Here is a 25,799-nt window from a genome sequence, read left to right on the forward strand (position 1 = left end):
GAGGACTTTTCTGCTTCGTATCTGAATCTCAGTCTTATTTTTTTGTCCAAATCTACATCTCGCCATAACCTAATGCTAAATAGCGCTTATTATGCTCTTCAATCAAGATTTCATAGAGCCATTCGCAGATTTTTTCAGTGTCTGGCATGGTGTTTTGAATGTCAATGATAAAGCAATCTTTAAATTTATGGCGATTTTCCTCTGCAAAAAGGGCATCATTTGTAACGAGATAATCGCAAGCATGTTCCTCCTGCAGCAGATTATAAAACTGCAGCCCCGGATTAATCTTCAAGCGACTCTTTAAAAAGTCAAAGCTGACTTGAGCGTAATAAATATCTCTACCGAAGAACAAGCCCACCTTAATTTGAGTATTGGTATACATGTCCGCTTGGAAAATTAAAATCCCTAATTTTTCCCGTAAATACAGTAAATTAATCGGATGGAGTCCTTTACTGGCAACAAATTGGTTAATTTGGTGAATACTCACGGTTAAAAATTTCATCAGCGGCAAAGCGCCATTATCTTGGATGTCCTCTAAGGTGCCTTCGATATTATTTTGCACCGTCAGTTTACTGGAAAATAAAAGCCCCGTATTAAGAATGCTAAAGAGCATGTTGTGGAGCCGTTTGCGGTAATCAATATCTGTCACTGTTTGAAAAAGCGGCGCCAATATTTTTAAAGAATATTGGTAAACCTGATAGAGCAGGGTGTCCTTGTGGGATTGATGACGAACAAATTTTTGATATAAGCGGCCATCATGGGAAACGAGCGGCAGACAAAAGGCAAACTGCAGCAACAAGCCCAATTCGTGCTGGGTCATCAATTTTGCCGGAAACTTATCCTTATTTGCCAACAAGATTTTCCGTAAATAAGGCGAGTGCTCAGGATAAGGTAAATCGACCAACTCTTGATAATCCTGCTCCTCTTTCTGTTGGAAAAAGGAACGGTAATAGGAAATATATAAAATTAACTCTAAGCGATATTGATTATAGGTACTTAATTTCATTTTATCCTGACGCTCATATAAATCGGCAATCCCTTGGCGAAAATTCACGACCTGCTGGTTATGGGGAAAAATCGTAGCTGTCGGACTATAAATCTCTTCAAAATAAGCCAGATAGAATAAGCGAATTTGTAACTCCGGTCCGACAATCTTCAAATGCTTTAATGATAATTTATAATCCGCCAACAAACCTCTTAGCTTCGTTAAGCGCCGATTAATACTAGAGGTGCTTAAAAAAAGCTGCTGATTTAATTTTTCAATCGTCAGTTTTGGATCCAGCAGCATCGCCAGTAGAATTTGATGGCTGACGGAATGTTGGAAAATTTTTTGTTTTAAGGCTAAAAAAGAAGAGTCCGGCTGATAAAGAACCTGCAGCTCCTGCAATTGATTGACACAGATAATATCACCGCTGAAATCCTCTTGAATCATCTGAATCAAGTTGCGCAAGCTCTTAGTTGAAATATCCAGGGCCTCGCAGACATCCTTTTTCTTCACAGCACCATCCTGCTGCTCCAAATATTCCAATAAGCGCATCAACTCAAAGTCACGCACCTTTAAAATTTGCGTTAACTCCATTGGAATCCCTCCCAAAAAGAATTTTTTGATTACTTGACTGCTTTTAGTAAAAGTACTCAGTAGGATAGTCTACCCCTCCCTCCATAAAAAAACTAGCCATTCAATTGGGGCAATGGCTATAAGTTGACAAAAAATTTATCAATTTTCTGCTCTCCTTAAAATAAAGTTGGTAACGGCTTATTATTTGTCAGAAGAAAATGGTAAATCCTCACTTTTAAAGAATTTCTCATAGATAATTAGTAAATTTTCAGCTACTTTCCATAATAAGTTAGGTAAGGCACCTTATTTCTTCCATTTAAGGTCAGCTAATCTGCCCTTTTATGAAAAAAATTCAGAAAAAATTCAATTAGAATAAAAATAGACGGAGGAAGTTAATAAAATTAAAAAATAAGGGATGGGATTTTTTAGTTTGTGCATAAAGTTAACAATTTTTTCCTGATATTAGTTTTTTTATTTTGAGCGAAATAAGAAATGCTGCAAAGTTTAGGGAGCTGAAAAGAGTTTAATTTCTATTTTCATGAAATTTCAAAAAAAGCATATTTACTTTCGAAATTAAATGAATTTAAAAAAAACTGCATTTTACATAATTATTTTTTGACTTGAAAGGAGGGGAGTTGTTGGATTATCGGCTGTGCCGCTAGAATTCTTACAGAAAAAACTTTACGATAATAGGAATACTTTAAGGATGTGACTACTTATCATTCTTTAGTTGCTGTATTCCACTTTGCTTGCTGCATATTAATCGAGGAGTTTGCTTCTGTTTTAATTATTTTGGGCACAACCTCCTATTTAAAATAGGAAAAGCGAGGTGTTCCTCAAAAAGAGCGTTAATTTGCTGGCTAAAATTTTTTTTCGGCAGCAGCTAATGAAAACTATTTGTTTAATTTCCCGTTTTTCAATATTTTTTATCATGACTTTTGCACAACCATCACGCTCGCAATAGAAATTCTGAGGCTATTTCATTAGTTAAGACAAAATCGAAATTTCCGAACAGTATTTAATAAGAACTACTAAATATTGTCACTTTGGGAACAGGACCGACTGGATTGCAGAAACACGCATTTCCTATCTCGTAAACCCTGAACCATAGCGACGTATGCAAGATAGTTTGGGATTTCATCTGTTTAACAGACTACTGTTACAGTCTCACCAATAAATTACAGAACAGGTGGCGTTAACGAGTGAAACAAATAATAATTTTGACGCAAAATTACATGATCAACCAAGAATTGCGGGAAAATTTGACGACTTTGGGTTACGAGGTGCTGTGTTCGACCGATATCTTGCATCAAATCCTCTATCAAAATGATTTTCGCTTTTTAAATCTCGTCAATTTAGTTTTCTTCAGTGAATCAATTGCAGATGAAACATTAAGTGCTGCATTGGCTCATCGGGAAGTTGCTGAAAAAATAATTTTTAGGATTGATTCTGAGGTTCCTTCAGAAGAAACGACTCGTTATTGGCAGGAAAGAGGCGTCGATGCTTGGCTAAAACCCGACAGTTCTTTAAAGGAAATGCGGGAAGCCTTGTCTGAGGTCTTAAAGGCACAGCGTTGTTCGCCGGAGCTGTCGGGAGTTAATGGTCGCAATGATTTGTCTCAAGGGGCGACTTTTGAAACGTCAATTGAGGCCATTCAAGACACTCTCTCTAGTCGTGAACGAAAACTTTTCAAATTGCTGTATCAAGAAAAAGGTCAGTTTCTGACACGGAAGGAAGTCGCCGCTCGTCTATGGCAAAGCGGTCCGACCGAATCACATTTAGCCCAGCTATCCCAATTAGTGAGCCGGATTCGCCTAAAAATTCATGCAGCTGGTTTTCCAAGCGGCTGCATCGAAACCCATTGGAAAAAAGGCTATCGGATTTCCGATGAAATGTTGGGGTATTTAAGCCAAAACAATCAAGCAGCACCAAGTAGCGGCAGCAACTATTTGGAAATATTTCCCTAATGCTGTGTTTTAAAAGGAGGGAAGAGTGAATGAAATGAAGAATAAAAATAAGAAAGCTTTTCTGTTAGTCAAATTGCTGGCGCTGATGTCAATTGTGTCTGTCATCGGCTATCAATTAGCCTTTGGAATCAGCGGGATTTTTGCCCAAGAGCAGTCATTGTCTTTAACGACTGAATTTGATTCTGAAGAACTAGCTGCCGACGAGCAATTTACAGTAAAAATCAGCGATCAGCGGTCAATCAGTGAGATTGTAACCACTGAAAATACCGACCTTCCATATGTTGATCAATCTCAGTCCTTAACAGAAACCAGCTCAAGTGAGGTTTCCATCAAGCGGGAATATACGATGGTTTTACCAGAGGGTATCAGTTTTGATCAAACCATTCAAAATGAATGGCAGACTGAAACGGATTACACCGGGGCATTGCCAGAATTTTCCTTTGACGAAGACAGCCGCGAGCTGAAAATTTCCGTTGATGCCTCCGCAACAGAAGTAGGCATTCGTTTAACAGCTACGGCAGCTGGCAGCTATCAACTGCAGGTCAAAGATGCTAATTTGACTGAAAGTTCAGAAGCGGTGACTGTCGAGGTTGGTGAGGCGAAGGCAGACGGACAAGCTTCAGAAGAAAGTACAGAGGGTGATGAAGAAAGCACTAATGTTCTTAGATCTGCAGCAGTTTTGGCTGATACAGGAACCAATGTGACAAATTGGCAAGAATTTGTAACAGCGTTGGCTACTCCTTCTGTTAGCCAGATTAATTTGGCTAATGATATTAGTTTATCAGGGACATTAGCCAACTACAGCAGCTTGTTCAGTGTTGATTCGATTAACCTTGACTCAGCGCAAAATAGTTACTTGTATGTTAGCAAAAATGGGGTTGCTCGAACGCTAGCCATTAATGGTAATGGTTATACCTTTGATTTTGGTAATTTAGCAATTGGCTTTTTGAACTCCTCTAGTTATGTTTCCGGCTCTTCAGGGACAGTAGCTGGCTATTGGAATTTGTCATTTGCGAATATCAATTTTGTCTCTTCAAATTATTCTGGACCGTTTAGTCTCACATCTCATACGGGAGCAGAAGTTGCGGCAGAAGGTTTGACAGGAGCGCCAAGAACGAATGCAGCGATTTCGTATGATAAAACTTCAACAACTAATACGAGATTAGTATCTGATTTCTTAGGATATTCGATTGCGATTAATGATTTTTCTGTTAGTAACGTCCGTTTGACTAGCGACTTAATTGCTTCCACTACCACTTACTCTTCAAATTACTATATCTATTCACCGTATACAAAGGCGGCAGCAAATGTTTCTAATGCAACCTCATACGGGAATACTAGCGGTGGTGAAACGCATGTGTATTTCTACCTACAAGGAAATGCCAGAACAGTGGCTATTGATGGGCAAGGCTATACGATTGATTTTGGAGCTATCTGTTTTGATTTTACTGCCTACAATAATTACGGCAGTGTCAATTGGGATCTAACGTATAGCAATATGAATGTCTATCATGGAAATTATTATGGCACTATGATTTTCAGTAATGGCGCAAATGGTGGAACGATGCGTTTTGACAATTATGTCGGCATTGGAAACCAATTTTTAGAGTCTACAAATGCAAATGTTGTTATGAAGAATACTGTTTCAATGACCCAACAAAATAATTGGACATCAAAGAAAAAAGATGGCACTTCCATTCGGACTTGGGCATTGAACAATCAGTACCAACAAAACCTTAATGTATCAAATATGACCATTGAAGATAATGCAAATGTTCACATCGAGTCACGGGGAACGAATGTTATCACAGTAAATAATGGTGGTAATTTTACAGTTGGCGAAAATGCAACGGTCGATATAATTCGTGGCTCAGAGATTAATACTACTGAGGGATATGCCGTTAACTTAGATATTCGAGGAGCGGTAACAATTGGTAAGAGTTCAACAGTTAATTTAACTAACCATAGTGGAACATACGGAGCAGCGTTACAACTATATTCTACAACTGCCAAACTGACAGTAGCAGAAGATGCGAATTTAAATGTAGTTGTCGATAATTACAGTGGCTCAACAAATGGTGCCCTGCAATACAATCCAGTTTATCTGTATAGTGGGTCAATAAATATTTCCGGTAACTTTTCAATAAAAGGAACGAATATGGGAGCCTCTGCAACGAGTCTACTATATGGAAACAATAATGTTTCATTTGTTATCGCCTCTGGAGGATCTTTTGATGTTCAGAGTGATAGTACTTCAGCTTCACAATATTTGCTGTATATGGCAGGTTCAGCATCAACATTCCAGTTTACGGATGCAAAGAGAGTCAATTTGCAAAAAACTTCGACTATGACGTCAGCCACCGCTACGAATAACGGATTAATTTATTCTGGTGGTAACTTAGGGGTATCTGTTCAAAACGTTTATCAGTGGGCTTTGGGAAATAGGACGAGTGGTACGACTGGCGATGGCGGCTACACTTACGGCTATGAGCCGATGTCCAGTATGAATTTATCTTACTCTGGAATTACGCCAACGATTACCGCAGCCAACTCAATGACAACGGCAACGTTAAATAGTTTTAAAACTAATTTTACAACTAGAGGGCAGCAGCGGGTTTTGTTTACACGGATTTTAGATCCTAGCGTAGCCATCCACAATGAACCAAATGATAATCCGACTAGTGCTGATTCTCATACGGTGAGCGGTTATGCAATTCCGGGAACGTATATCAGAGTGTGGGAAGAAGCCTTAAATGGTACCACTTCAGCGAAAGCTAATGGGACTGCTGATAATGTTGCTTCGCCAGTTGAAGATACGACAATGCCAGCTACAACTAGAGCAAATTATACGACTATCGCTGATTCAAACGGAGATTGGTCTGTAGATTTGACACCGTTGGGCATTGATAAAACCTTCACTGCAGAGAATATTATTCATGTCTACGCTTTTAGTAATTTGAAATCTGAAGAAGTCACGGCAGTTGTTCTAGACAAGACGCCTCCGACTGGAACGGTTTCAGCGCAAACCACTTACAATGATGTGCCTATTGCAGCGTCAGCCTTTGTCGATTCAGCTTCGATAGCAGATACGAATCCAACTTTAACCTTGCCAACGGACATTACAATTAGTTTTGACCAGGCAACTACTAATGCGGATGCATACACTTGGTTGACCAATGGGACAGGCACCTTAACAAAAGGCGAATATGCTGTCGGAATTAATTTGACAGATCCTGCCGGAAATACGACCACTTATGCAACGACGTTAACGGTTAAGAATTATTCCAAAGACATCGTGATTTCGATGGTTAATGAAGCGGGTGCGACAATTAATGCAGACTTAGTACCAAATCAAGCAACAACCTACACAGCTACTGTGCCAGAGGATGATACATCTCTGAAAATTAGTGACGATGCTGACTTGGTGAGTTTTATCCAAGCGATTATTGCCACCGGTTATTATCAGTTAGCCGATGAAAATTGGCAGGCGGGGACAATTAATTTTACGGATTTAACAGCGACGTTTGCTTTCCAAGGAGTCTTGAAATTTGGTGATGTGACATCTGCTTTGAAATTTGAAGATACTCGCATCTCCTTTATTGATCAGACGGTTTTACCAGAAGATGATTTTGATATGGGAATTGTCGATACCCGAGCAGCGGGAACAACCGCACAAGGGGGCAATTGGAGTATTACGGCTAAAATGTCCAGCGACTTTACCAATGGCAGCAATACCTTGAAAAATATTTTGTATTATCAAGGGGCTTCTGGCAGTCCAATAGCGATTGACAGCACGAATGATACGACGATTTTTACCCAGACGAATCCTTCTGAAGGTACTGTACCGGTGACGACAGCAATTAATTGGTCGGCTAGTGGTGCAATTGGCCTACGGTTATTATTACCAACTGGCACGACAACAACTGGTGATTACCAAGGCACGATTCAATGGGGCTTGAACGATACTTATTAAAGGGGGAGTGTAAATGAAAAAGCGGTTTGCTAAATTATCGGCTTTGGCAGCAATCTTTTGCGGCATTTTCCAATTGCCGCTAACTGCCAGTGCCACAAGTATGGACAGCAATATCGGCATTACTTTTACCTCTCCTGGAAAAGTATTGCCAGGTACCGGTGGTAAATTGCCGAATACCGGAGAAGTCACCTTATCATTATTATTTTTGATTGGATTAGCTTTGGTTGCCTTTGTCTTGTACCGCTGGTGTAAGAGGAGGAGTGCATGATGAAAAAAAGATATCTAGTGCTTTCTCTAATTGCGGGACTGCCATTTTTAGTGGCAGCCACACCAGCACCGGCTACTAATGAAACAACGACTGATGGATTTATCGAATTTACGACTGGCGCAACTGACAATGTTACGGCTGTTGATCCGCTCTTTCCAGATTTGCCGATTCAAACTGACAAAGCAGCAACCAGCGGCGATTACAGCATTATTTATGCCAGCGATTTTCAATTTGGTAGTCATGAAATTGCCTCAGGTGATGTGACTTATTATGCCAAAAATCCAACGGTCACTCGAGTAGATGGCACAACTAATGAAGTACCGAATTTTGTAGAAGTTTTAGACCGCAGCGGCAGCAAAAATGGTTGGCATTTAACAGCTAAGTTTAGCCAGTCGCTTGCTAGTCAAAGCGGCAATAAAATTGCGGGTGCTACGATGACCTTCAAAAATATCCAAGCCAATTCTACTGGTGGCTTTAGCGAAGAGGCGATTACTTTAGGACAGCAAGTGACCATTGCTGCCGATACTCAAGAAAGTGCCACGATTGCTAAAGATGCCGAAGGAAAGACAGCCGGTTTTTGGATTATTACCTTTGGTAGGTCTGTTTCAGAGGCAGCTCAAAGTGTCAGCCTGTTCATTCCAAATACGGATAAAATTCAAGCGGGCAGTTATTCGACAAGTTTAACTTGGAATTTTGAAGCAGCTTTATAAGATTTTAGAAAAGTTAAGGGGAGATTTACATGAAGAAAAAAGTTTTAGGCGGGCTTGCCGTAGTGAGTCTTTTGACATTAGCTGGTGGCGTGAATGCCTCAGCAGCAGCAGCTGGTAGTACAACAACAAATGGTTTTGTTGAATTCAACGCAGACACTAGCGGCGGCGGTGGCGGCACCACTGAACCTGGTGACCCAGGGGATGGCGATGGTGGTAGTGAAAAACCAGTGGATCCAGGTAACCCTGGAGGCGGCGATGGCGGTTCAACAACCGGCGCTTTGCGTTTAGCTTATGTGCCAGATTTTGATTTTGGTAGCCACACGATTAGCTATAGCAGCGCAGGTAACACTTACTACGCTAAATACCAAACAGTGACAGAACAAGATGCAAGTGGTGCCAATACCACAGTTACTCACACTCGTCCAAGCTTCTTTGTAGTGCGTGATTTGCGTGGGGGCACACAAGGTTGGAATGTGACTGTTTCTAACAATCAAAAATTAACCAATGCAACAAACAGTGCTGACCAATTAAACGTGGTCTTTTCCATCCAAAACATGTTTGTAACTAACACTGAAGGCTTCAGCACATCTGCAATCACTTTAGCTAACACAGGAACAACTGCTTATACAGATTTGACTAGCTCAGCAACAACTTTAGTTAGTGCACCTTCTGGCAGCGGGGCAGGTAGTTATAACGTTCTTTTAGGAACCTATGCAAACAAAAATACCGATGAAACCAATCCAGGAGTTAAATTGTTTATCCCAGCTAACCAAGTTATTTCAAATGGTAAATATGAAACTACTTTGAACTGGGCAATTAACGACACACTTTAAGCGGCGTTAATCAGGGCGGCTAAACTTCAAGGTAACACAGGAGGTTTAGCTCTCCTGTCTAACAATAAATCAATCGGAGGAAGAAGAATGAAAATCAAACATTGGGTCACAGCTTCAGCTGCTTTATTGATGGCAGTTAGCTTTGCCTTACCAGCTGCAGCAGCAGAAGTCGGCAAAACAACGACAGAAGGCGACGTTACTTTTAAAGGCGCCGATAGCGGTACAGAAGGGGGCAATCCAACTGCTCCAGATGATAAAGATGGCGGCAATACAGTTACACCAGATTCAGGTGAAAACAGTCATACTAACGGGCCATTGAGAATTGAATCTGTGCCGACGTTACATTTTGGTACGCAAGAAGTCAGCACAAAGGATAAATATTACAATTCACTTTGGAATACTGGAACTGTTGACGGTGGTACAAGCACCAACATTCCTGTCTTTGCCCAAGTCAGAGATGAAACGGCCCAAGCAACCAACAGCTGGACCTTATCATTACAACAAACGACTGCTTTTTCACCATCTGATACAGCAAGTACAGCACCAGACTTAGCAAACACTCGCGTACAAATTTACGCAGCCACTGCTTATAACTCATTAAAAGCTAACACGAGTTCAACAGCGACAGCAACAGCTTTAACAATTGGCTCAACAGGTTATACAACTGTCTCAGCTACTTTGGGAGAAGATTTGACAATTATGACAGGTGCTAACACAAACGGTTCTGACTCTAGTTTAGTTTTCTCAAGCACATCACAGTACAATCCAAGTGGTGCAAACGGATATGCTGTTACTGGAACAGACAATGAAGGTTTGAAATTATTTGTGCCAGGAACAGATGTAGCCTACGCTGAAGAATACACTGCAACCTTCACATGGACATTAGCAGACGCATTATAAAAAAGGGGAAATGAAAAAATGAAAGCAAATAAAATTATTACAGGCTTAACTTTAGGTGTACTGGGCGTTGTCGCTTTTGCACCAAGCGCTTTGGCTGCTTCAACTGACAGCCAAACAACAGACGGTAAAGTGACCATCACTGCCGGTACTGACCCAACATTTGAAGGGTTTATTAAACCAGGAACTTACAACGATAAAATTGCTATGGACGCAACTTATGGTAAAAATGGTTCCACTACAGCAACTTTACGCTTTAACTGGGTACCTAATTTTGATTTTGGCACAGTTTCAGCAACAGCCTATGACCAAGTAATTGATTCAAAAATTCACGCTTATACTTACGACGACACTTCTGTTGGGACTGGCGGAAATATTTATCAATTTGTGCAAGTTCAAGATATGACTGGTAATGCAAGCAGCAATTTTAAAGTGAGCTTGTCTGCGACAACTTTTGCAGATAGCCCAACTTCACCAACAACATCTTTAACTAACACACGGATTCGTCTATCAGGCTTCACAACAACGAATAACCAACAATACAATACAACTGTAACTAACGGCAGTCTATTGTCAGCTTTGGCTATTTCTGGTGATTACGTAGAATTAACACCAGGCAGCTCTTATGAATTAATGAAAACAACGACTTCTACTGGCAATACGTCAAACGGTTCTGTTTCTTCATTAGTATTCAATAATGCTTATGCAGCTGCGACTGATACTACTGCAACAACAAATGACCAAGTTCAATTGTTCGTGCCTTCAAATGAAATGATTGCCGGCAATTACAGTTCAACGCTGACTTGGAGTTTAGACGATACTTTATAAAAACAGATAGAAGATAAGTTTTCAGCTGAGATTTTAATCTAGCAATGGAATAAACAGTCTCTCTCACTTATTTTTAAAAATCTGCGAAATGGGATTGCCGCTATGAGTCAGTGCTTTCCATCAGATAAGTGACTAAATTTTCTTGATCTGAAAAGCATTTTTTCCTTTGACAGAAAAAATGAGGCTGAGACATTAGTTAAAACAGAACTGAAATTTACGAACTATCTAGTTTGAAATTTCCTCTGTAAAAAGGCTAATGACACAGTCTCATCTGACTCAAGTGCAATCTCTTTGTACATACTAGTGATTAACTTAAGGAGCATTCTACATGAACAGCAAAATTTTTAAGGCCTTTGCAGGAATTTTCTTTTTGGCGCTGCTTTTTGTCAGCTGGCCGCAATTAGCCCAAGCAGCATCTGATAACTTACAAGTATCAGTAAAAGCAATTCTGCCGGAAAATCAAGCATCAGATGTCACCTATTATGATTTGCGGATGACACCAGGACAGCAGCAGGATTTAGAGCTGCAATTAACCAATAGCTCAGATCAGGAGCAGACGGTTTCTTTAACGATTACCAATGCCACGACTAATTCGACCGGTTCAATTGATTACTCCTTGCGGGGAGAGGAATATGAACGGGACAATACTTTGCAGATTGGAATGAGCGATTTGGTAACGGTACCTGAGACGGTTACCGTGCCTGCTAACAGCACAGTCTCGACTCAATTGTCCGTTAACATGCCGGAAGAATCTTTTGATGGTATGATTTTAGGCGCCGTGCGGGTCTCTTTGCCAGAAGATGAAGAAAGCGAAACGGCTGATTCAGGTTCGGGTGTCTCCATAAAAAATCAAATTGCTTATACTGTTGGCTTGAAATTGCAAGAAACAGATACTGAAGTACCGGCAGAATTAGATTTACTCAATGTAGCAGCCGGCCAGACTTCTGGTAGAAATGCGGTTTTGGTGACACTGCAAAATAATCAAGCCAATGTTTTAGAAGACATTACTTATTCTGCGCAAGTTTACCGTGATGGCAGTGATGAAGTGTTACATGAAGCCAATGTCACGGGCTATCGCTTTGCACCTAATTCACATTTTGATTATGTGATTAGTTGGGAAGGTCAACGTTTCCAAGCGGGAACTTACCGCTTGCGGATGACGGCCGATTCAGAAGCGACTGGTCAGCATTGGGAATGGGATCAGACTTTTGAAATTACAGCAGATGAAGCTCGAAAATTAAATGAATCAGCGATTGATTTAGACGAAGACAATACGCTGTTGTATATCATTATCGGATTGTCCATCTTAGGCTTAGTAATTCTTTTGATTGTGTTATTAGTTTACTTGAAAAAACGCAAAGATCGTCGTCGCCGGGAAGAAGCGTTGCGGAGACGCAAGCTGCGGGAACGTAAAAAGCGCCAACAAATGCAGGGGAAAAAAGGACCGCAAAAAAAGCCGAATTCCTCAAAAAAACGCCCCCCAAGAAATGATGTCTAGGAGGGCTGACCAATGAAAAATGACGAAAACAAATCATTAGAAGAAGTAACCAAAGACCAGCAAAAACAAGCAGAACTTCTGCAAGAGGAAAAGACTGTAGCAACCGATTCAACAAAGTCTGATGAAACAACAGCTGAAAATGACAGCCCGCTAGACACGGAAGTAGTTGAGGAAATGTCAGAAGATGAAGAACTTATCTCTGATGAGAACTTGGCTAAGCTACCGACTGTGTCAAAAAAAGTCTATCGGCTGATTTATGGGGCGATTGCCGTGATGCTGTTGCTCTTGGCGTTTGGCATCTATCGTTTTTACCCCTTTCATAACAAAATCATGGGAACGTGGACTGCATCTGATAATCCGACTTATCAGCTAGATGTTAAAGAGGAGCAAACCAGTTTTACCATCAAAAATGTTCAAAATACCGATTATATCAATATGGTTTTTGAAGGTGATTTGAAGGCAACGGGAACGAATCGTTATCGTTTAGAAAATGTCTCTGTCTATCTAGACGTAGACAAGGAAGGTCTTTCAGATGATGAGCTGGCAACTGTTAAGGAACAGGAGAATTTATATACGGTTGTCGCAGAAGATGATGAGACCTTGAAGCTGCAATACACAGATGAAGCCCTTGCCTCAGCTTTTACCAACGATTTAGAGCGGATGTTTTATTTCACATTGGAAGATTTCAAATATGAGCTGTTTCCACAGGACTTACGAGTCCGCAGTGAGGCTATATCACAAACAAGTTTTATTTTGGAACGCCAGACTTAAAATGTAGAAAAAAACATATAAAATAGTCTGTTTATCATAAAAGAATCATATTATTTAAATTATCTACACAAAAGCGTTATACTATTTTGTGTAAGATAACCAATTTGAGGAGGCTTTATCATGACAAATTATGATGCAAAAGAAGAAAAAGCTTTAGAAAAAATTGCCGATACAATCGACAAATTGGATGTTACTTTAGAAAAATTCGAAGACACTGACAGCAGAATCAAAGCTTGGGCTGAACAACGCAAAGCGATTTACGAAATCAAGAAGATTTTACATGAAGCTGGTAAATTCGAAAAATACGATCAAAAAGAATACGATGATTTTATGGATGAATTTTTTGGTTAAGCATATGTAGCGGTTTTGGTGTTGCATGAACGAAATAAAAAGGTTGAACAGCCACTTAAAAGCAGGTCAGTTTACTGATTAAGGCTTTTGAGTGGTTGTTTTTTTGTTCGTTGAAATTTTAGCGAATCGCGTACAGGAAGGGTATCTTCTATATTAATCAAACAAAAAACTCAGCAGTTCTTTCAAGATGGTCAGCAAACTATTCGGCTAGTTTGCTAATGTGTCTGAAAGATGCTGCTGAGACTGTATTATTCATTCAAGCGTGGCTATTGGCTTCACTGACAAGTCGGTGTAAATGAACCAGTAGATAGATTTTTTCTTGCTTGGAAAGCTCTTGGTGATATTTGGTTAAGATAAACTGCTGAATATTTTGTATAGCGACGCTTTCTTGAGGCATGTTTTCCTGCAAAGACTTAAAAAGGACTTCGGATTCTTTATCTTCAAAAAGTTTTTCTTCATAGACTCGTTCGGCAAAATAAGTTAGATGAGTTAAGAATCGGGAATAAGAAAAGCTGTCCTTGTCAAATTCAAGATTTAAGGAGCGGGTGACAAGCCGTTCGATATTTTTTACGAGGGCGGCAACCTCCTGCTCTTTTTGGAAAGCCGATGAGTTGAGCTTGGCATTGACAAAATGAAGACCAATGGCGGTAGCTTCACTTTCCGGTAGCTGAATGTTCAATTCTTGATTGATTAATTGAACGGCAAACTTGCCAATCAAATATTCTTCCCGGTGATGATTGATCACTTCGATGTAAGTGAAATTTTCGCCGTTATTTCCGTTTTCCAGGCGTCTGACCACAAAGGCAATGTGGTCAGACAAGGAGAGGTAGAGATAGTCCATGACTTCCATCTTAAAAGTGTCATGGGCATAAGCGACAATCTTTTGCACCAACTGAAAGTAGATGTCATCTAACTCACTGGCTAGCTGAACAAAATTCAGCAGGACTTTTTTATCTTTTAATAGGAAGACTTTTTCTATCTTCTCATCGTCAACGGGATTACCGATGGACTGTTTAAAGCCAATGCCTTTACCCATTAAGACACATTCAGTACCGGTCTCATCGAGGGCGAGGACTAAAGAATTATTCATAACCTTCAGTATTTGCATCGCGTGTTCTCCATTTTTATTCTAAGCCGTTGTGTTTTATTACCTCTTGATACCAATAGAAGCTATCTTTTTTGATGCGGGCCAAGTCCTTCAACTCATGGTCTTCTCGATTGACAAAAATAAAGCCGTACCGTTTTTTGAAACCTTGATGGGAACTGAGTAAATCCATAACAGACCATGGACAATAGCCAAAGAGTTCAACGCCATCTTGAATAGCATCATAACAAGCGGCAATATGGTCACGGATATAGTCAATGCGATAATCATCGTGGATTTTTCCATCTTCTGTTAAAACATCAGGAGTACCTAAGCCATTTTCAGTAATAATCAATGGCAAACGGTATTGACGATAATATTCATTTAAGACTAGGCGCAGGCCCATTGGGTCGATTTGGGCACCGTATTTTGAAGAGGCCAAATGTTCGTTGCGCTCCACTTTAAAGAAACCATACAAATCAAAATCGATATCCTTTTCTTTTGTGCCGTAGGGATGCTGTTCATCGACAGGCAGATAGCTGGCAACAAGCGTTCGATAATAATTTAAGGCAATAAAATCCGGTTTGGCCGCTTTTAAAATAGCGGCGTCCTCTGGTTGTGTTTTCGGATAGATACCACATTTAGTTAGATACTCTTTATAATATCCGGGATAATCTCCAAAGCAATACATCTCTAAACCGTAATTGGTTTTGAAATTATCGTTCATTTTTGCAGCCCAAACATCCTCAGGTCGATTAGAACTGGGATAGGTCATTGTTGAGGAAACAGCTGGTCCAATTTTACCATTTTCCACCAGTTTGTGACAGTCGTTGGTGGCTAAGGCGTGGGCGACAAACATATGATAATCCATCTGCGCTCGAACTTTTTCAGCCTCTTCCGGGGCTACATCATACATGTTCATCCGCTCGTTGACCCGAATCATTAAATTCTGCTCATTATTGACCTGCCAGTCCTTCACCCGGTCACCAAAAGCTTGATAACAAACCTGAGCGTAACGTTGAAAAGCCTCCACACAGCGGCGATCTTCCCAGCCGTTGTATTTTTCAACTAATGCAAAGGGTAAATCAAAATGATACAGGGTAATAAAAGGCAAAATATCTGCCGCTAATAAAGCATCAATGACTTGATTATAAAAGTCAATCCCTGCTTGGTTGACTTCACCATCGCCATCAGGAATAATGCGGGCCCATGAAAGGGAAAAACGGTAAGTCTTCAAACCCATTTCCTTCATTAACTGAATGTCTTCTTGATAGTGATGATAAAAATCACTGGCTACTTTGCTATCTGCCTGAACAGCAGAGCGCTTAAAAGAATTATAGTCGGCAACGCTCATCCCTTTGCCATCAGTGTCCCAGCCGCCTTCAATTTGAAAAGCGGAGGACGAGGCACCCCATAAAAAATTATCTGCAAAACGTTTCATCTTAAAAATCTCCTATTCTCGAATAAATAATAAGTCTTCATCAAAATCAATGGTTGCCTGCTGGCTTGAGCCAACTGCTTGATACTGCGCTGTATTGGTGACAATAATCGAAGTTGTCGGATCATAGCCAGCCGCTTTGATTTTATCAAGATCAAAGCTGACAATTTTAGTTCCTTTGGAAATGTGGTCACCCGCTTTAACAAAGCCTTCAAAAAATTGCCCGTTAAGCTCAACGGTGTCAATGCCAACATGAATCAACATTTCAATACCATTATCTAATTTCAACCCAATAGCGTGCAAACTCGGATAAAGGACTGAGACTTCGCAATCCATCGGAGCTAAAACTTCACCGATTTCTGGATAGACGGCAATTCCTTGGCCCATTGCACCAGAGGCAAAGACTTCATCTTTAACTTCAGTTAAAGGAATTGTCATCCCTTTAACAGGTGACAAGGTTTTTAAATCTGTATCTGAAATAGCATATTCTGAGGTTGCTTCTGTTGCGGTTGCCGCTTTTTCCTTTTCGTCTTCTGGTAAATCTTTAAAGCCTAAAATGACGGTCAAGGCACACGCACCGAAAAAGGCAATTGCTGAGCCTAGTAAGTAACAAACAAAAGCTTTCGTTCCCGCATCTGCGTAAACCGGAATGGTTAAAATTCCTTGATTGGCAAAGGCTGTCCCATATGAACCACCCCAGCCCATCAAAGCTCCACCTAAAGCCCCGCTGATTACCGCATAAATCATCGGTTTTTTCAAACGCAGGTTGGCTCCATAAATCGCTGGCTCGGTAATCCCAAAGAGGGCGGTGACTGTTGCAGAGGCTGCGACAGTTTTCAAGCCTTTATTTTTTGTTTTCAAAAAGACTCCTAAGGCTGCACCGGCTTGTGAGAAGTTGGCAGCACCGGCAAAAGCCAAAAGATTTTGGCGACCAGTTTGAGCCACATCATTAATCCCAATTGGAATAATCGCCCGGTGAGCACCAAAGATAACCAAGACACACCAAATACCACCGATAAAGGCGCCCAATAAAATCGGGCTAAGTCCCATAATATAATAGTAGATAAAGTTGATGAATTCACCGATGTAAATGCCAATCGGGCCAAAAATCAACAGCGTTGCTGGAATCATAACTAACAGTGAGAAGGTCGGTACCATGACAATTTTTAAAACTTCTGGGATAACGCGATCCAAAAAGCGTTGGACATAAGACAAAATAAATACTGCAATAATAATCGGAATCACTGAAGAGGTGTAGCTTGCTTGCGTCACAGGCAAGCCGAATAATGTGACCGCCGCATCGCCAGTCATTAGCGCAACAATCGCTGGATAACACAGGGTTGCTCCGACAATCATGGCAATGTATTCGTTACACTTGAAGACTTTTGAAGCCGAGTAGCCTAAGATGACTGGCATAAAATAAAAGAGGGCATCAGACGTCGCATTTAAAATCGTATAGGTTGAAAAAGTTGTGATATCCGTCTGATAAAAATTATTGGCAATAATCACCGCTACCGATAAAATCCCTTTTAACATCCCTGAAGCGGCAATTGCTGGGACAGTTGGTGTAAAAATCGCCGCCACCGCATTTAAAATGCGGGTGCCGAAACCGACTTTTTCTTCCGTCGCTGGCATCTGATCTAAATCACCTAAAAGGGGTTCTAATTCCTGATAGACTTTTTCGACTTTATTGCCTAGGACCACTTGATATTGACCGCTGCTCTCGACAACTGAGATAACACCTTCGATATTGGAAATCTGTTCCTTATCAGGAATCGATTTATCCTTCAAATTAAACCGTAAACGGGTAAAACAATGGGTCAGGCCGCTGACATTTTCCTTGCCGCCAACTTGCTGTAAAATTGTTTGAGCTGTTTCTTTGTAGTTCATTTGGGTTCCTCCTTGTTTTCAGAGACACTATTGGAAAAAAACATGAATTTGTTTTTTGGGGGCTGCTTGAATAAGTAAAATCATTGCTGAGATGCTTTCGAGTATAGCATTTGCTGAAGTTGGTAAGCCTTCTCAAAGATTGCTACAACTTCTGTTACAGCAAAACAGTAAGCGCTTTTGTTAAATAAAAAGCAAAACGATATTTTTCTAAAAAAATAAAATCAGGTTTGCTCCGTTGGCCAGCGGAAATGATGTCAGCTAACAAAAAAAGATCAAACATACTTAAATAACACCATCGGTCGCCCATGGATATCATTCAGGTACATTCGATCTTGCCTGCTTTACCAGTAACATGTCAAACTGCATCTTGTTTTATTTGATTCAAAATTAACACGCTTACAAAAAATAGTCAAGATTTTTCCGAAAAAAATTTTTCGTGAATTTTTCCCTAAAAAAAGATTTGCAAATTCTTTTTCTGACCGTTAAGATAGTCACTAGTTTATCGAGGAGGAATTTGTTATGAAAATCACAAGTCAAAAACAGCCTAAATTAATTTTGTTGATAGTTATTTTATTCTGGTTCGCCCAGTATGTTTATATTCCTTATCAAACCCCATACTTAGCAGCTATCAATGTGTCGACAAATTTTGTCGGTATAATTGTTGGCGCTTACGGAATTTCGCAATTATTATTACGTCTACCCGTCGGAGTCATGGCTGATTTGCGAGGAAATCATAAGTTCTTCATCACAGTAGGTGTTTTATTTGCGGGATTTGCATCACTAATCCGAATAATTAGTCCAGACGGCATCGGTTTTTTAGTGGCAAATATTTTATCTGGATTTGCCAGCGCTACTTGGATTTCATTTATGGTTTTATATCTAAGTTATTTTTCTAAGCTGCAGCAAACGAGTGCAACAAGTAAAATCATCATGGCGAATAATCTGGGCATGTTATTAGGATTTATCACTAGCACATTGTTATTTAACATGTTGGGGATGCGAATTATCTGTCTCTTTAGTTTACTAGCCGGTCTCATCGGTTTTGGCTTTTCACTTTTTGTTGTCAATCAAAAAAGTCAACCTTCTACTATCAAATTAGGGGAATTATTGCAGATTGGCAAAAATCGCCGTTTGTTATTGTTTTCTTTATTGGCACTTATCCAACAAGGGATTCAGATGTCAACGACGATGTCTTTTACCAATCAGATTATTCAAACATTGAGTGGTTCAAGTCTTTTAGTGGGAATATCTTCAATAATTTACATGGTTGCTGCCGTCTTTTTTGCCCGCTTAGCTTCGACTGATTTCATCGACAGGTTACCAAAGAAAAATTGGATTATTCTCAGTTTCATTTTGTTAGCGGTTTATTGTGTGGCCGTTCCCTTAAGCCCTTCGGTTGCCTTGATTTATTTTTTGCAGCTGATTCCTGGCATGGCAACCGGTATTTTATTCTCACTCCTGACTTCCGAGGCCATGATGGAGGTTCCAGCTGAAAAGAAATCAACGGCAATGGGCTTTTTCCAAGCCATTTACGCCATTGGCATGACCTTGTTCCCCATCATTGCTGGCACGCTAAATGATTCCTTTTCCATGACAACTGCTTATTTCTTTTTAGGATTTATGGCCTTACTGGCGGGCAGTTCATTTTATGTGTATGGAAAGGTTGGCGAGAAGTTGGGCTGGGAGAGTTATTGAGGGAACAGTTTACTAGACAATCTATGAGATGAAAGAAGTTATGAAGAACACTTTTTTGGAATTTTATGTTCCAGAGTTGGTGTGGTAAAATTTGTATAGATAATTGTTCCAAGAAGGATTTGACTATTTATGGAAAATGAACTGATAATTGAAGAACATACATTCACTAAAGGAGAATTGGCAAAAATTTCCACAACATTTATTGCTGGTTACCCAATAGTCTACATTTTGTATAATCGGAATTCAAAAAAAAGACCTGTTGCTTACATCGGTCAAACGGTTCAAGTTGACAAGCGCATGAACCAACACCTCAAAGATAAACGCAGAAAGACAATCACAAATACTGTTTTTATCGGTCATGAGAGATTTAATCAGTCTGCAACATACAATATTGAGACCAATTTGATTAATCATTTTATTGGTGATGAAAAATTCATTTTGCAAAATGTTAGTCAAACAAGAAAAACACAAAGCCATCGTTATTACGATAAAGATTTTTACGATGAAATCATCTTTAGCAGGTTATGGAATGAGCTAAAAAATTTAGGCTTAGTAAATAATTCAATTGATGCAATTCATAATAAAGATATTTTCAAAGTATCTCCTTACAAAGAGCTTTCTGCAGAACAAATGGAAATTAAACAAGAGATTTTAGATTATTGTCTGCACAACATTGGAGCAGAAGATGAGAAAATATTCATGATTGAAGGAGATGCAGGGACCGGAAAAAGTGTTGTTTTAGCATCTTTGTATAATACTATTCAGGACTTATCAAAAACAGATTCAGCTCTTCAAGGGACTAATAATTATTTATTGGTCAATCACTCGGAAATGCTAAAAACGTATCATTCAATGGCAGAAGGGCTGCCAAATCTCAAAAAGAAAAATATTATTAAGCCAACACAATTTATCAATTTGATGGATAAGAAAAATGAAAAGGCGGATATTGTGGTTGTAGATGAGGCCCATTTATTGTTGACCATGAAGGATGCCTATAATAGTTTTAAGTATGAAAATCAGTTAGATGAAATTGTTAAACGAGCGAAGATAACAATTTTTATTTATGATTCCAGACAGGTTCTCCGTACAAAAAGCTATGGTCATGATTTATTAATGGATAAATACCGCAAGCAACCTAACAGTAAATATTTTCGTTTGAATAATCAATTTCGGATGATGAGTTCTGAAGAAACACTGCTCTGGATTGACGATTTTGTAAATCGAAGGCTTGGACCTTTACCCGATTCGACAGAAGACTTTACGTTTAAAATTGCAGCAACCCCAGAGGAACTAAAAAGTGAAATAGTTAAATTAAATAAGGATTTTGGCTTATCCAGAATTTTATCAACCTTCGATTACCTTCATAAAAAGGATGATGAAATATATTATGTGGATCCTGATGGTGTAAATCTACCATGGAATACAACCAATTCGAAAATAACTTGGGCGGAGAGGACGGAGACTATCAATGAAGTTGGCTCAATCTATACTGCTCAAGGTTTTGATTTTAATAACGTTGGATTGATACTTGGACCATCCATTGATTATGATGAAGAACTTAATGAATTAGTTATTATTCCTGAAAATTACAAGGATACGGGTGGATTCATTGGACGTAAAGACATGAATTCAGATGAACTTCTGAAAGCTAAGGAACAAATTATTTTAAACTCTATCAATACCCTGATGAAGCGAGCTATTCATGGTTTGTACATCTATCCCGTTAATCCTAAATTACGAAAAAAACTACTAGAACTTCAAAATAGAAACTGATTTTCTTAAGTTTATTTTGTAAATGAACAGCTAAATACTAGCCACGGTAAACAATTATCAACTATCCCCCCCATTATACAATTTTAAATCTTGCATTAAGAAATTAGAAAATTCAAAAGACAACTAATCTGAGTCATTATCCATCAAAGACTCATGTTAGTTGTCTTTTTTGTATATTTGAATAAATGTAAATTTAGATTGAACAACCCAAATGATGACCAATAAGTTAATCCACAATATATTTCCTGCCAAATTTCTCCAAAAAACTAAAAAAATATTACTTATTATTCCCATTGTGAGTTTTTACGACCTTTGCTAAACTATTTATATAAGATATAAAAATAGTTTTAACAGAAATTTATTAAGGCAAAGAAGTATTTATTGCTGAGTTTTCGTCGCATTTTAGTGAAAGTTCGTTCCCGCTCTCACCATTGCCATGTCACAGTCTGAACTTAATTATTTAATTGGAGGCTATCATGAAGAGAAAAATAATCGTTGGTGTTGTTGGTCTGATTTTTGTTTTGTCGGCTGTGGTTTTCTTTTTAAGAGATTCTACACCAGAAGTTGAGATTCAATCATATCCAATTGATGAAGTCATTAGTACCCAGGTAAACAGCCCAAAAATGACTTATGATGAATTTGTTACGAATACTCTCAAGGTGAGTTTAAAAGGTGAAAGTGCTTATGAAGGGACTCTGCAAGGAGAAGACAAGGAGTTGCGATTTATTCAAGCAGGTACAATCTTTGAAAGTTTTATGTATTTACCAGACTCCAATAGCCAGCCGGAATCAGCAGGGGTCACAGATGCCGACGGGATTACGACGTATAGTTATTCTGCTGATTCAGATTTACCATTCAGTTTCTATGGCGAAAATGAAGGATGGAATCCGATTCCTGTCTATTTGGTGATTCCTGGAGATGTTGAGGCAGCCGAGATGTCTTATAAAGCGACGGCTCTTTTTAACAATCAGGAGTTGGAATTGTGGGAGGAATATACTGAAACACCAGTTTATGATGCTGAAACGAATTCCACAAAAGGTTTACTTGTGTTTAAGATGCCTTTAGGTGAACATCCAAGCGCAGAAATGGAAGTTGATTTAACAGTCTCTATTAATGACGAAACATTTGCTTAAATTCTGATACTTTTAGTTGGGGCGGGATAAAATGATAACACGGTTGAAGAAAAATAGTTTCGTTTGGTTGATTATGGTAATTACCTTTGCCATTTTTATGTATATTTGTGCTTTGGTAAATAATCAGGTGCGATTTTTCACTTCTTATCAAGATTATTATAGTAAAAAAGGGGTTGGTCTGGATGTCCTTAATCTGACGATTGACAGTGAAAGCTTTTCAGATCAGGTAGTAGAAGAGACGGCGGCTACGGATCTTTTCTTATTTTCACTACCTGCCTACAATAATGCATCAGGAGTTAAAATCTATTTTCCTGAACGGTTCCCAAAGCAGATTGAGATGTTGGAGGGAAGTTTTTCCTCAACCAATGCTGCTGAAGATACGGTATTGATTGGTAAAAATGTTCTGGCGACCTTAAGCCCTTCTGAGAAAAGCAGTCGGTCTGTAGAAATTTACGGGAAACAATTTGCTATTCAGGGGATTTTGGCTGATTCGCCCTTTAACAGTGACATTCTGCTGAAGGCTGATTCAGCACTAGCGGTGCCACGGATTTCAGAAAATATTGTGGACGCGGAATTGCTGAGCGATTCTTCTCAAGAGGCAATGACAAAGATTAGTAAGCTACTATCCTATGCTGAGAATGAAGAGACCTACATGGGGCAGATTTCAGAATTTTCCCTCAGTTTTGGCAACAATCCCTTTAATGAAATTATGCAACAGTATTATGGTATTTTTCTGCAATTGTTTTTAGTAGTCTTGTTGTCTTTGGGAATTCATTTTTATCAGCGTTTTGAATCATGGCAGTTTGAGTTAGGCATTCGCAAAATGGTTGGTGCCAACACTTTGCAACTGGTTGGTGATACCTTTAAAAAATTTTTTCTGCTGATTACAACAGCTTTTGTTTTTGCCAGTCTGATAATCTGTGTCGGGCGAATGGCCTTTAGCAGTTATTTTAGCGTTTCTTGGAATGCTATTTTTCTAGGGCTGCTCCAAGTTTTTGCTGTATATGCTTTATTGCTCAGCCTGCTCTTTATCTTTTCCGCCGTCTATGTCAGAAAAGTGAGTGTGGTTGACATTTTAACAGGGGTAGAGGAATGAGAAAACTAAATTATCTCGTGACTGAAATCACCTCTCACTTTTTTATAAAGCTGTTGTTGGTACTGATGATTGGCATTGTTTCCCTTTGCTCAGTGCAATTTTTTCAAGCATTTTTTGAATATCGTAATAATACTGAAGCCTTAAACGAGAGTATTGGACAAAATTCTTCTTTTCGTTTATTTGAAAACTCCTATGAAGCAATTCCCAGTAAAAATATTGCGCAAATTATCAGTCGTGCAGAAGAGCTATTTTCAACAGAAGCCTTTTACTACTTGGGAAATCAAGGAAAGCTGGTAGCTGAGTCAGAAGGATTAATTCCGGCTGAAGGACAACCGACATCTGTAGCTGAAACTGGTGAGAAGTTAATTCATCCTAATCTCGCAATCATGAACCGAGCTCTTTTAGCGAAGGTTGGGCTACCAATTGTAGAAGGAGAATTTTTCTTAGAAAGTGATTTTTCTGGAGAAACTCAAGGGATTTTGCTAGGGAGTTTTTATCAGAATTCCCATGAAATTGGTGATGAAATCACCTTAGAGGAAGTTGTTGGCGCATCAGCTGAAAATTTATTAGAAACGGTGAAGAGTCACTATCAAATCAGAGGGTTTATTTCAAAAGATTTTGAAATGCTGAATTATTGGCAGGGTAGCACAAATAGTATTTCACTGGATAGCATGTTAATTTTACCCCAGACAACCGCTGCGCTTCACGGGGAAAGCTCGTCAATGGATGTGCAAACCACCGGCTTTTTCTTTTTAGTGTCTCCAGAAGAAGACCAAGCATTATCCTATCTGACCCTCGCTGAAGAAATTCGGGAAATCGGCCAAGCTAATGGGTATCAGCTTTTAGAATTTCAAAATGATCGGAGCGTCTATAATAGTGCTATCCAAAATTATCAATATCAATATCAGAATAAGTTGTACCTGCTAGGTCTATTATTAGTGTTTTCCTTTATTCAGCTGGGGGTAATTATTAGTTTCACCTTCAAAAAAAGACAGTCAGTCTATGAAATTTATTTTTCAATCGGTTCTACCAAGTTAGAAATTTTTCTGTTTTTAATTTTTGAATACTTGCTATTATTTGTGGTGGCATGGGCGCTGATGTTCCTTTTCAACAGCTTTTATCTTCAAGAAATTTGGAGCAGGCAAGCGCAGATTGCTGGGGGATTATTTTATTTCTGCAGTTTTTCAGTGGTCACAATTGCGACGTTAGGCAGCAAACTTTTCAAAAATGGCAGATTTTTTAGGAGAGAACAATGATTACTTTAAATGGGATTCAAAAAGTTTATCGAAGTGGTGAGACTGATTTTACAGCGTTGGAGATTGCCAACTTTACCTGCTCAAAAGGAGAGATGCTTGCGATTGTTGGGGAGTCTGGTAGCGGTAAGACAACGCTGCTGCGGATTCTTGGTTTATTGGACAATTTTGAAGCTGGCAGCTATCAATTTAATCAACAGGAGACTGCACAGCTTTCAGCCAAGGAACAAGCTAAGCTTCGGAATCAGGAAATTGGCTTTGTCCTGCAAACCTTCGGACTAATTGAAGATTATACTGTCAAAGAAAATATTTTATTGCCGGTTAAGTATTTGGCCAGAGGTGAACGAGCAGCTAAAATCAATCATCTAGCTGAAATTGCTGAGCAGCTTAATATCAGTGAACAATTGAAAAAATATCCTCGCCAGTTGTCTAGAGGTCAACAGCAACGAGTGGCCTTTGCTAGAGCTTTAATTAACGATGCCAATTTAATTTTGGCAGATGAACCCACTGGAAATTTAGATTCCAGCAATTCACAACGAGTCATCGATTTATTGAAGCAAGAGCATCAAAAAGGTAAGACGGTTATTTTAGTGACCCACGACCAAGCCATTGCCCGGCAATGTGACCGAATTGTGGGGATTAAAGACGGTAAAATTAACGAAAACAGACACTTTGAAAAAGAGTAATTGGCAAATCCAATTACTCTTTTTTTGAATGGCTGCTTGGCATAGATGTTTTGCTTATTTTTTTCAATCAACCAAGTTTGTTCTTCACCTGCGATAT

At 39.3% G+C, this 25,799-nt stretch carries 20 protein-coding genes; 16 read left to right on the forward strand and 4 right to left on the reverse strand.

What is annotated here, in order from left to right; all coding sequences use genetic code 11:
* Positions 1-52: 52 nt before the first annotated feature.
* Positions 53-1,579, reverse strand: coding sequence for an AcpB/EbpR/MafR family transcriptional regulator (locus tag AC1Z3S_RS03920; RefSeq protein WP_461739249.1), 1,527 nt, complete (start codon positions 1,577-1,579; stop codon positions 53-55).
* A 1,181-nt stretch (positions 1,580-2,760) separates the two neighbouring features.
* Between AC1Z3S_RS03920 and AC1Z3S_RS03925 the strand changes: the two genes are divergently transcribed.
* The 10 genes from AC1Z3S_RS03925 to AC1Z3S_RS03970 all read left to right on the forward strand — a co-directional run bounded on the left by AC1Z3S_RS03925 (position 2,761) and on the right by AC1Z3S_RS03970 (position 13,654).
* Positions 2,761-3,525, forward strand: a complete 765-nt coding sequence (locus AC1Z3S_RS03925) for a winged helix-turn-helix domain-containing protein (RefSeq protein ID WP_461739250.1) — start codon at positions 2,761-2,763, stop codon at positions 3,523-3,525.
* Between the two features lie 34 nt (positions 3,526-3,559).
* Entirely contained in the window at positions 3,560-7,498 is a 3,939-nt protein-coding gene (locus AC1Z3S_RS03930) for a pectate lyase-like adhesive domain-containing protein (RefSeq protein WP_461739424.1), read from the forward strand.
* A gap of 13 nt (positions 7,499-7,511) precedes the next feature.
* On the forward strand, positions 7,512-7,766 hold the full coding sequence (locus AC1Z3S_RS03935) for an LPXTG cell wall anchor domain-containing protein (RefSeq protein ID WP_461739251.1): 255 nt from the start codon (positions 7,512-7,514) through the stop codon (positions 7,764-7,766).
* Positions 7,766-8,476: a WxL domain-containing protein gene (locus AC1Z3S_RS03940; protein ID WP_461739252.1), complete on the forward strand. Its 711-nt coding sequence runs from the start codon at positions 7,766-7,768 to the stop codon at positions 8,474-8,476. The genes AC1Z3S_RS03935 and AC1Z3S_RS03940 overlap by 1 nt, the downstream gene beginning before the upstream one ends.
* 29 nt (positions 8,477-8,505) lie before the next feature.
* A complete protein-coding gene (locus AC1Z3S_RS03945; protein WP_461739253.1) occupies positions 8,506-9,309 on the forward strand; it encodes a WxL domain-containing protein in 804 nt (267 codons plus the stop codon).
* A gap of 87 nt (positions 9,310-9,396) precedes the next feature.
* A complete protein-coding gene (locus AC1Z3S_RS03950; protein WP_461739254.1) occupies positions 9,397-10,209 on the forward strand; it encodes a WxL domain-containing protein in 813 nt (270 codons plus the stop codon).
* An 18-nt stretch (positions 10,210-10,227) separates the two neighbouring features.
* A complete protein-coding gene (locus tag AC1Z3S_RS03955; RefSeq protein ID WP_461739255.1) occupies positions 10,228-11,034 on the forward strand; it encodes a WxL domain-containing protein in 807 nt (268 codons plus the stop codon).
* 328 nt (positions 11,035-11,362) lie between these two features.
* Positions 11,363-12,532: a WxLIP family cell surface protein gene (locus tag AC1Z3S_RS03960; RefSeq protein ID WP_461739256.1), complete on the forward strand. Its 1,170-nt coding sequence runs from the start codon at positions 11,363-11,365 to the stop codon at positions 12,530-12,532.
* Positions 12,533-12,544: 12 nt separating this feature from the next.
* Complete coding sequence (locus tag AC1Z3S_RS03965; protein ID WP_461739257.1) at positions 12,545-13,303, forward strand: hypothetical protein; 759 nt, start codon at positions 12,545-12,547, stop codon at positions 13,301-13,303.
* Between the two features lie 120 nt (positions 13,304-13,423).
* Positions 13,424-13,654: a hypothetical protein gene (locus AC1Z3S_RS03970; RefSeq protein ID WP_265455809.1), complete on the forward strand. Its 231-nt coding sequence runs from the start codon at positions 13,424-13,426 to the stop codon at positions 13,652-13,654.
* A gap of 256 nt (positions 13,655-13,910) precedes the next feature.
* On the opposite strand, the gene AC1Z3S_RS03975 is transcribed toward AC1Z3S_RS03970, so the two are convergent.
* From AC1Z3S_RS03975 to AC1Z3S_RS03985, 3 genes are read right to left on the reverse strand one after another with little or no spacing between them, the layout of a single operon-like run.
* Positions 13,911-14,762 (reverse strand): PRD domain-containing protein, encoded by an 852-nt coding sequence (locus AC1Z3S_RS03975; RefSeq protein WP_461739258.1) that lies wholly within the window; start codon positions 14,760-14,762, stop codon positions 13,911-13,913.
* A 16-nt stretch (positions 14,763-14,778) separates the two neighbouring features.
* Positions 14,779-16,179, reverse strand: a complete 1,401-nt coding sequence (locus AC1Z3S_RS03980; RefSeq protein ID WP_461739259.1) for a glycoside hydrolase family 1 protein — start codon at positions 16,177-16,179, stop codon at positions 14,779-14,781.
* Between the two features lie 12 nt (positions 16,180-16,191).
* Positions 16,192-18,066 carry a beta-glucoside-specific PTS transporter subunit IIABC gene (locus tag AC1Z3S_RS03985; protein WP_461739260.1) on the reverse strand — a complete coding sequence of 625 codons (1,875 nt, stop codon included), beginning with the start codon at positions 18,064-18,066 and terminating at the stop codon, positions 16,192-16,194.
* Between the two features lie 519 nt (positions 18,067-18,585).
* On the opposite strand from AC1Z3S_RS03985, the gene AC1Z3S_RS03990 reads away from it, so the two are divergent.
* The 6 genes from AC1Z3S_RS03990 (at position 18,586) to AC1Z3S_RS04015 (ending at position 25,702) form a co-directional block, all read left to right on the forward strand.
* The gene (locus AC1Z3S_RS03990; RefSeq protein ID WP_461739261.1) at positions 18,586-19,761 is read left to right on the forward strand and encodes an MFS transporter; all 1,176 of its coding nucleotides are present in this window, start codon (positions 18,586-18,588) and stop codon (positions 19,759-19,761) included.
* Positions 19,762-19,890: 129 nt separating this feature from the next.
* Positions 19,891-21,534, forward strand: coding sequence for a DUF2075 domain-containing protein (locus tag AC1Z3S_RS03995; RefSeq protein ID WP_461739262.1), 1,644 nt, complete (start codon positions 19,891-19,893; stop codon positions 21,532-21,534).
* A 476-nt stretch (positions 21,535-22,010) separates the two neighbouring features.
* On the forward strand, positions 22,011-22,667 hold the full coding sequence (locus tag AC1Z3S_RS04000) for a hypothetical protein (RefSeq protein ID WP_461739263.1): 657 nt from the start codon (positions 22,011-22,013) through the stop codon (positions 22,665-22,667).
* Between the two features lie 31 nt (positions 22,668-22,698).
* The gene (locus AC1Z3S_RS04005) at positions 22,699-23,763 is read left to right on the forward strand and encodes a hypothetical protein (protein ID WP_461739264.1); all 1,065 of its coding nucleotides are present in this window, start codon (positions 22,699-22,701) and stop codon (positions 23,761-23,763) included.
* Positions 23,760-25,019 carry a hypothetical protein gene (locus tag AC1Z3S_RS04010; protein WP_461739265.1) on the forward strand — a complete coding sequence of 420 codons (1,260 nt, stop codon included), beginning with the start codon at positions 23,760-23,762 and terminating at the stop codon, positions 25,017-25,019. The genes AC1Z3S_RS04005 and AC1Z3S_RS04010 overlap by 4 nt, the downstream gene beginning before the upstream one ends.
* The gene (locus AC1Z3S_RS04015; RefSeq protein ID WP_461739266.1) at positions 25,016-25,702 is read left to right on the forward strand and encodes an ABC transporter ATP-binding protein; all 687 of its coding nucleotides are present in this window, start codon (positions 25,016-25,018) and stop codon (positions 25,700-25,702) included. The genes AC1Z3S_RS04010 and AC1Z3S_RS04015 overlap by 4 nt, the downstream gene beginning before the upstream one ends.
* Positions 25,703-25,799 lie beyond the last annotated feature (97 nt).

The organism is Enterococcus sp. LJL90 (assembly GCF_056924355.1).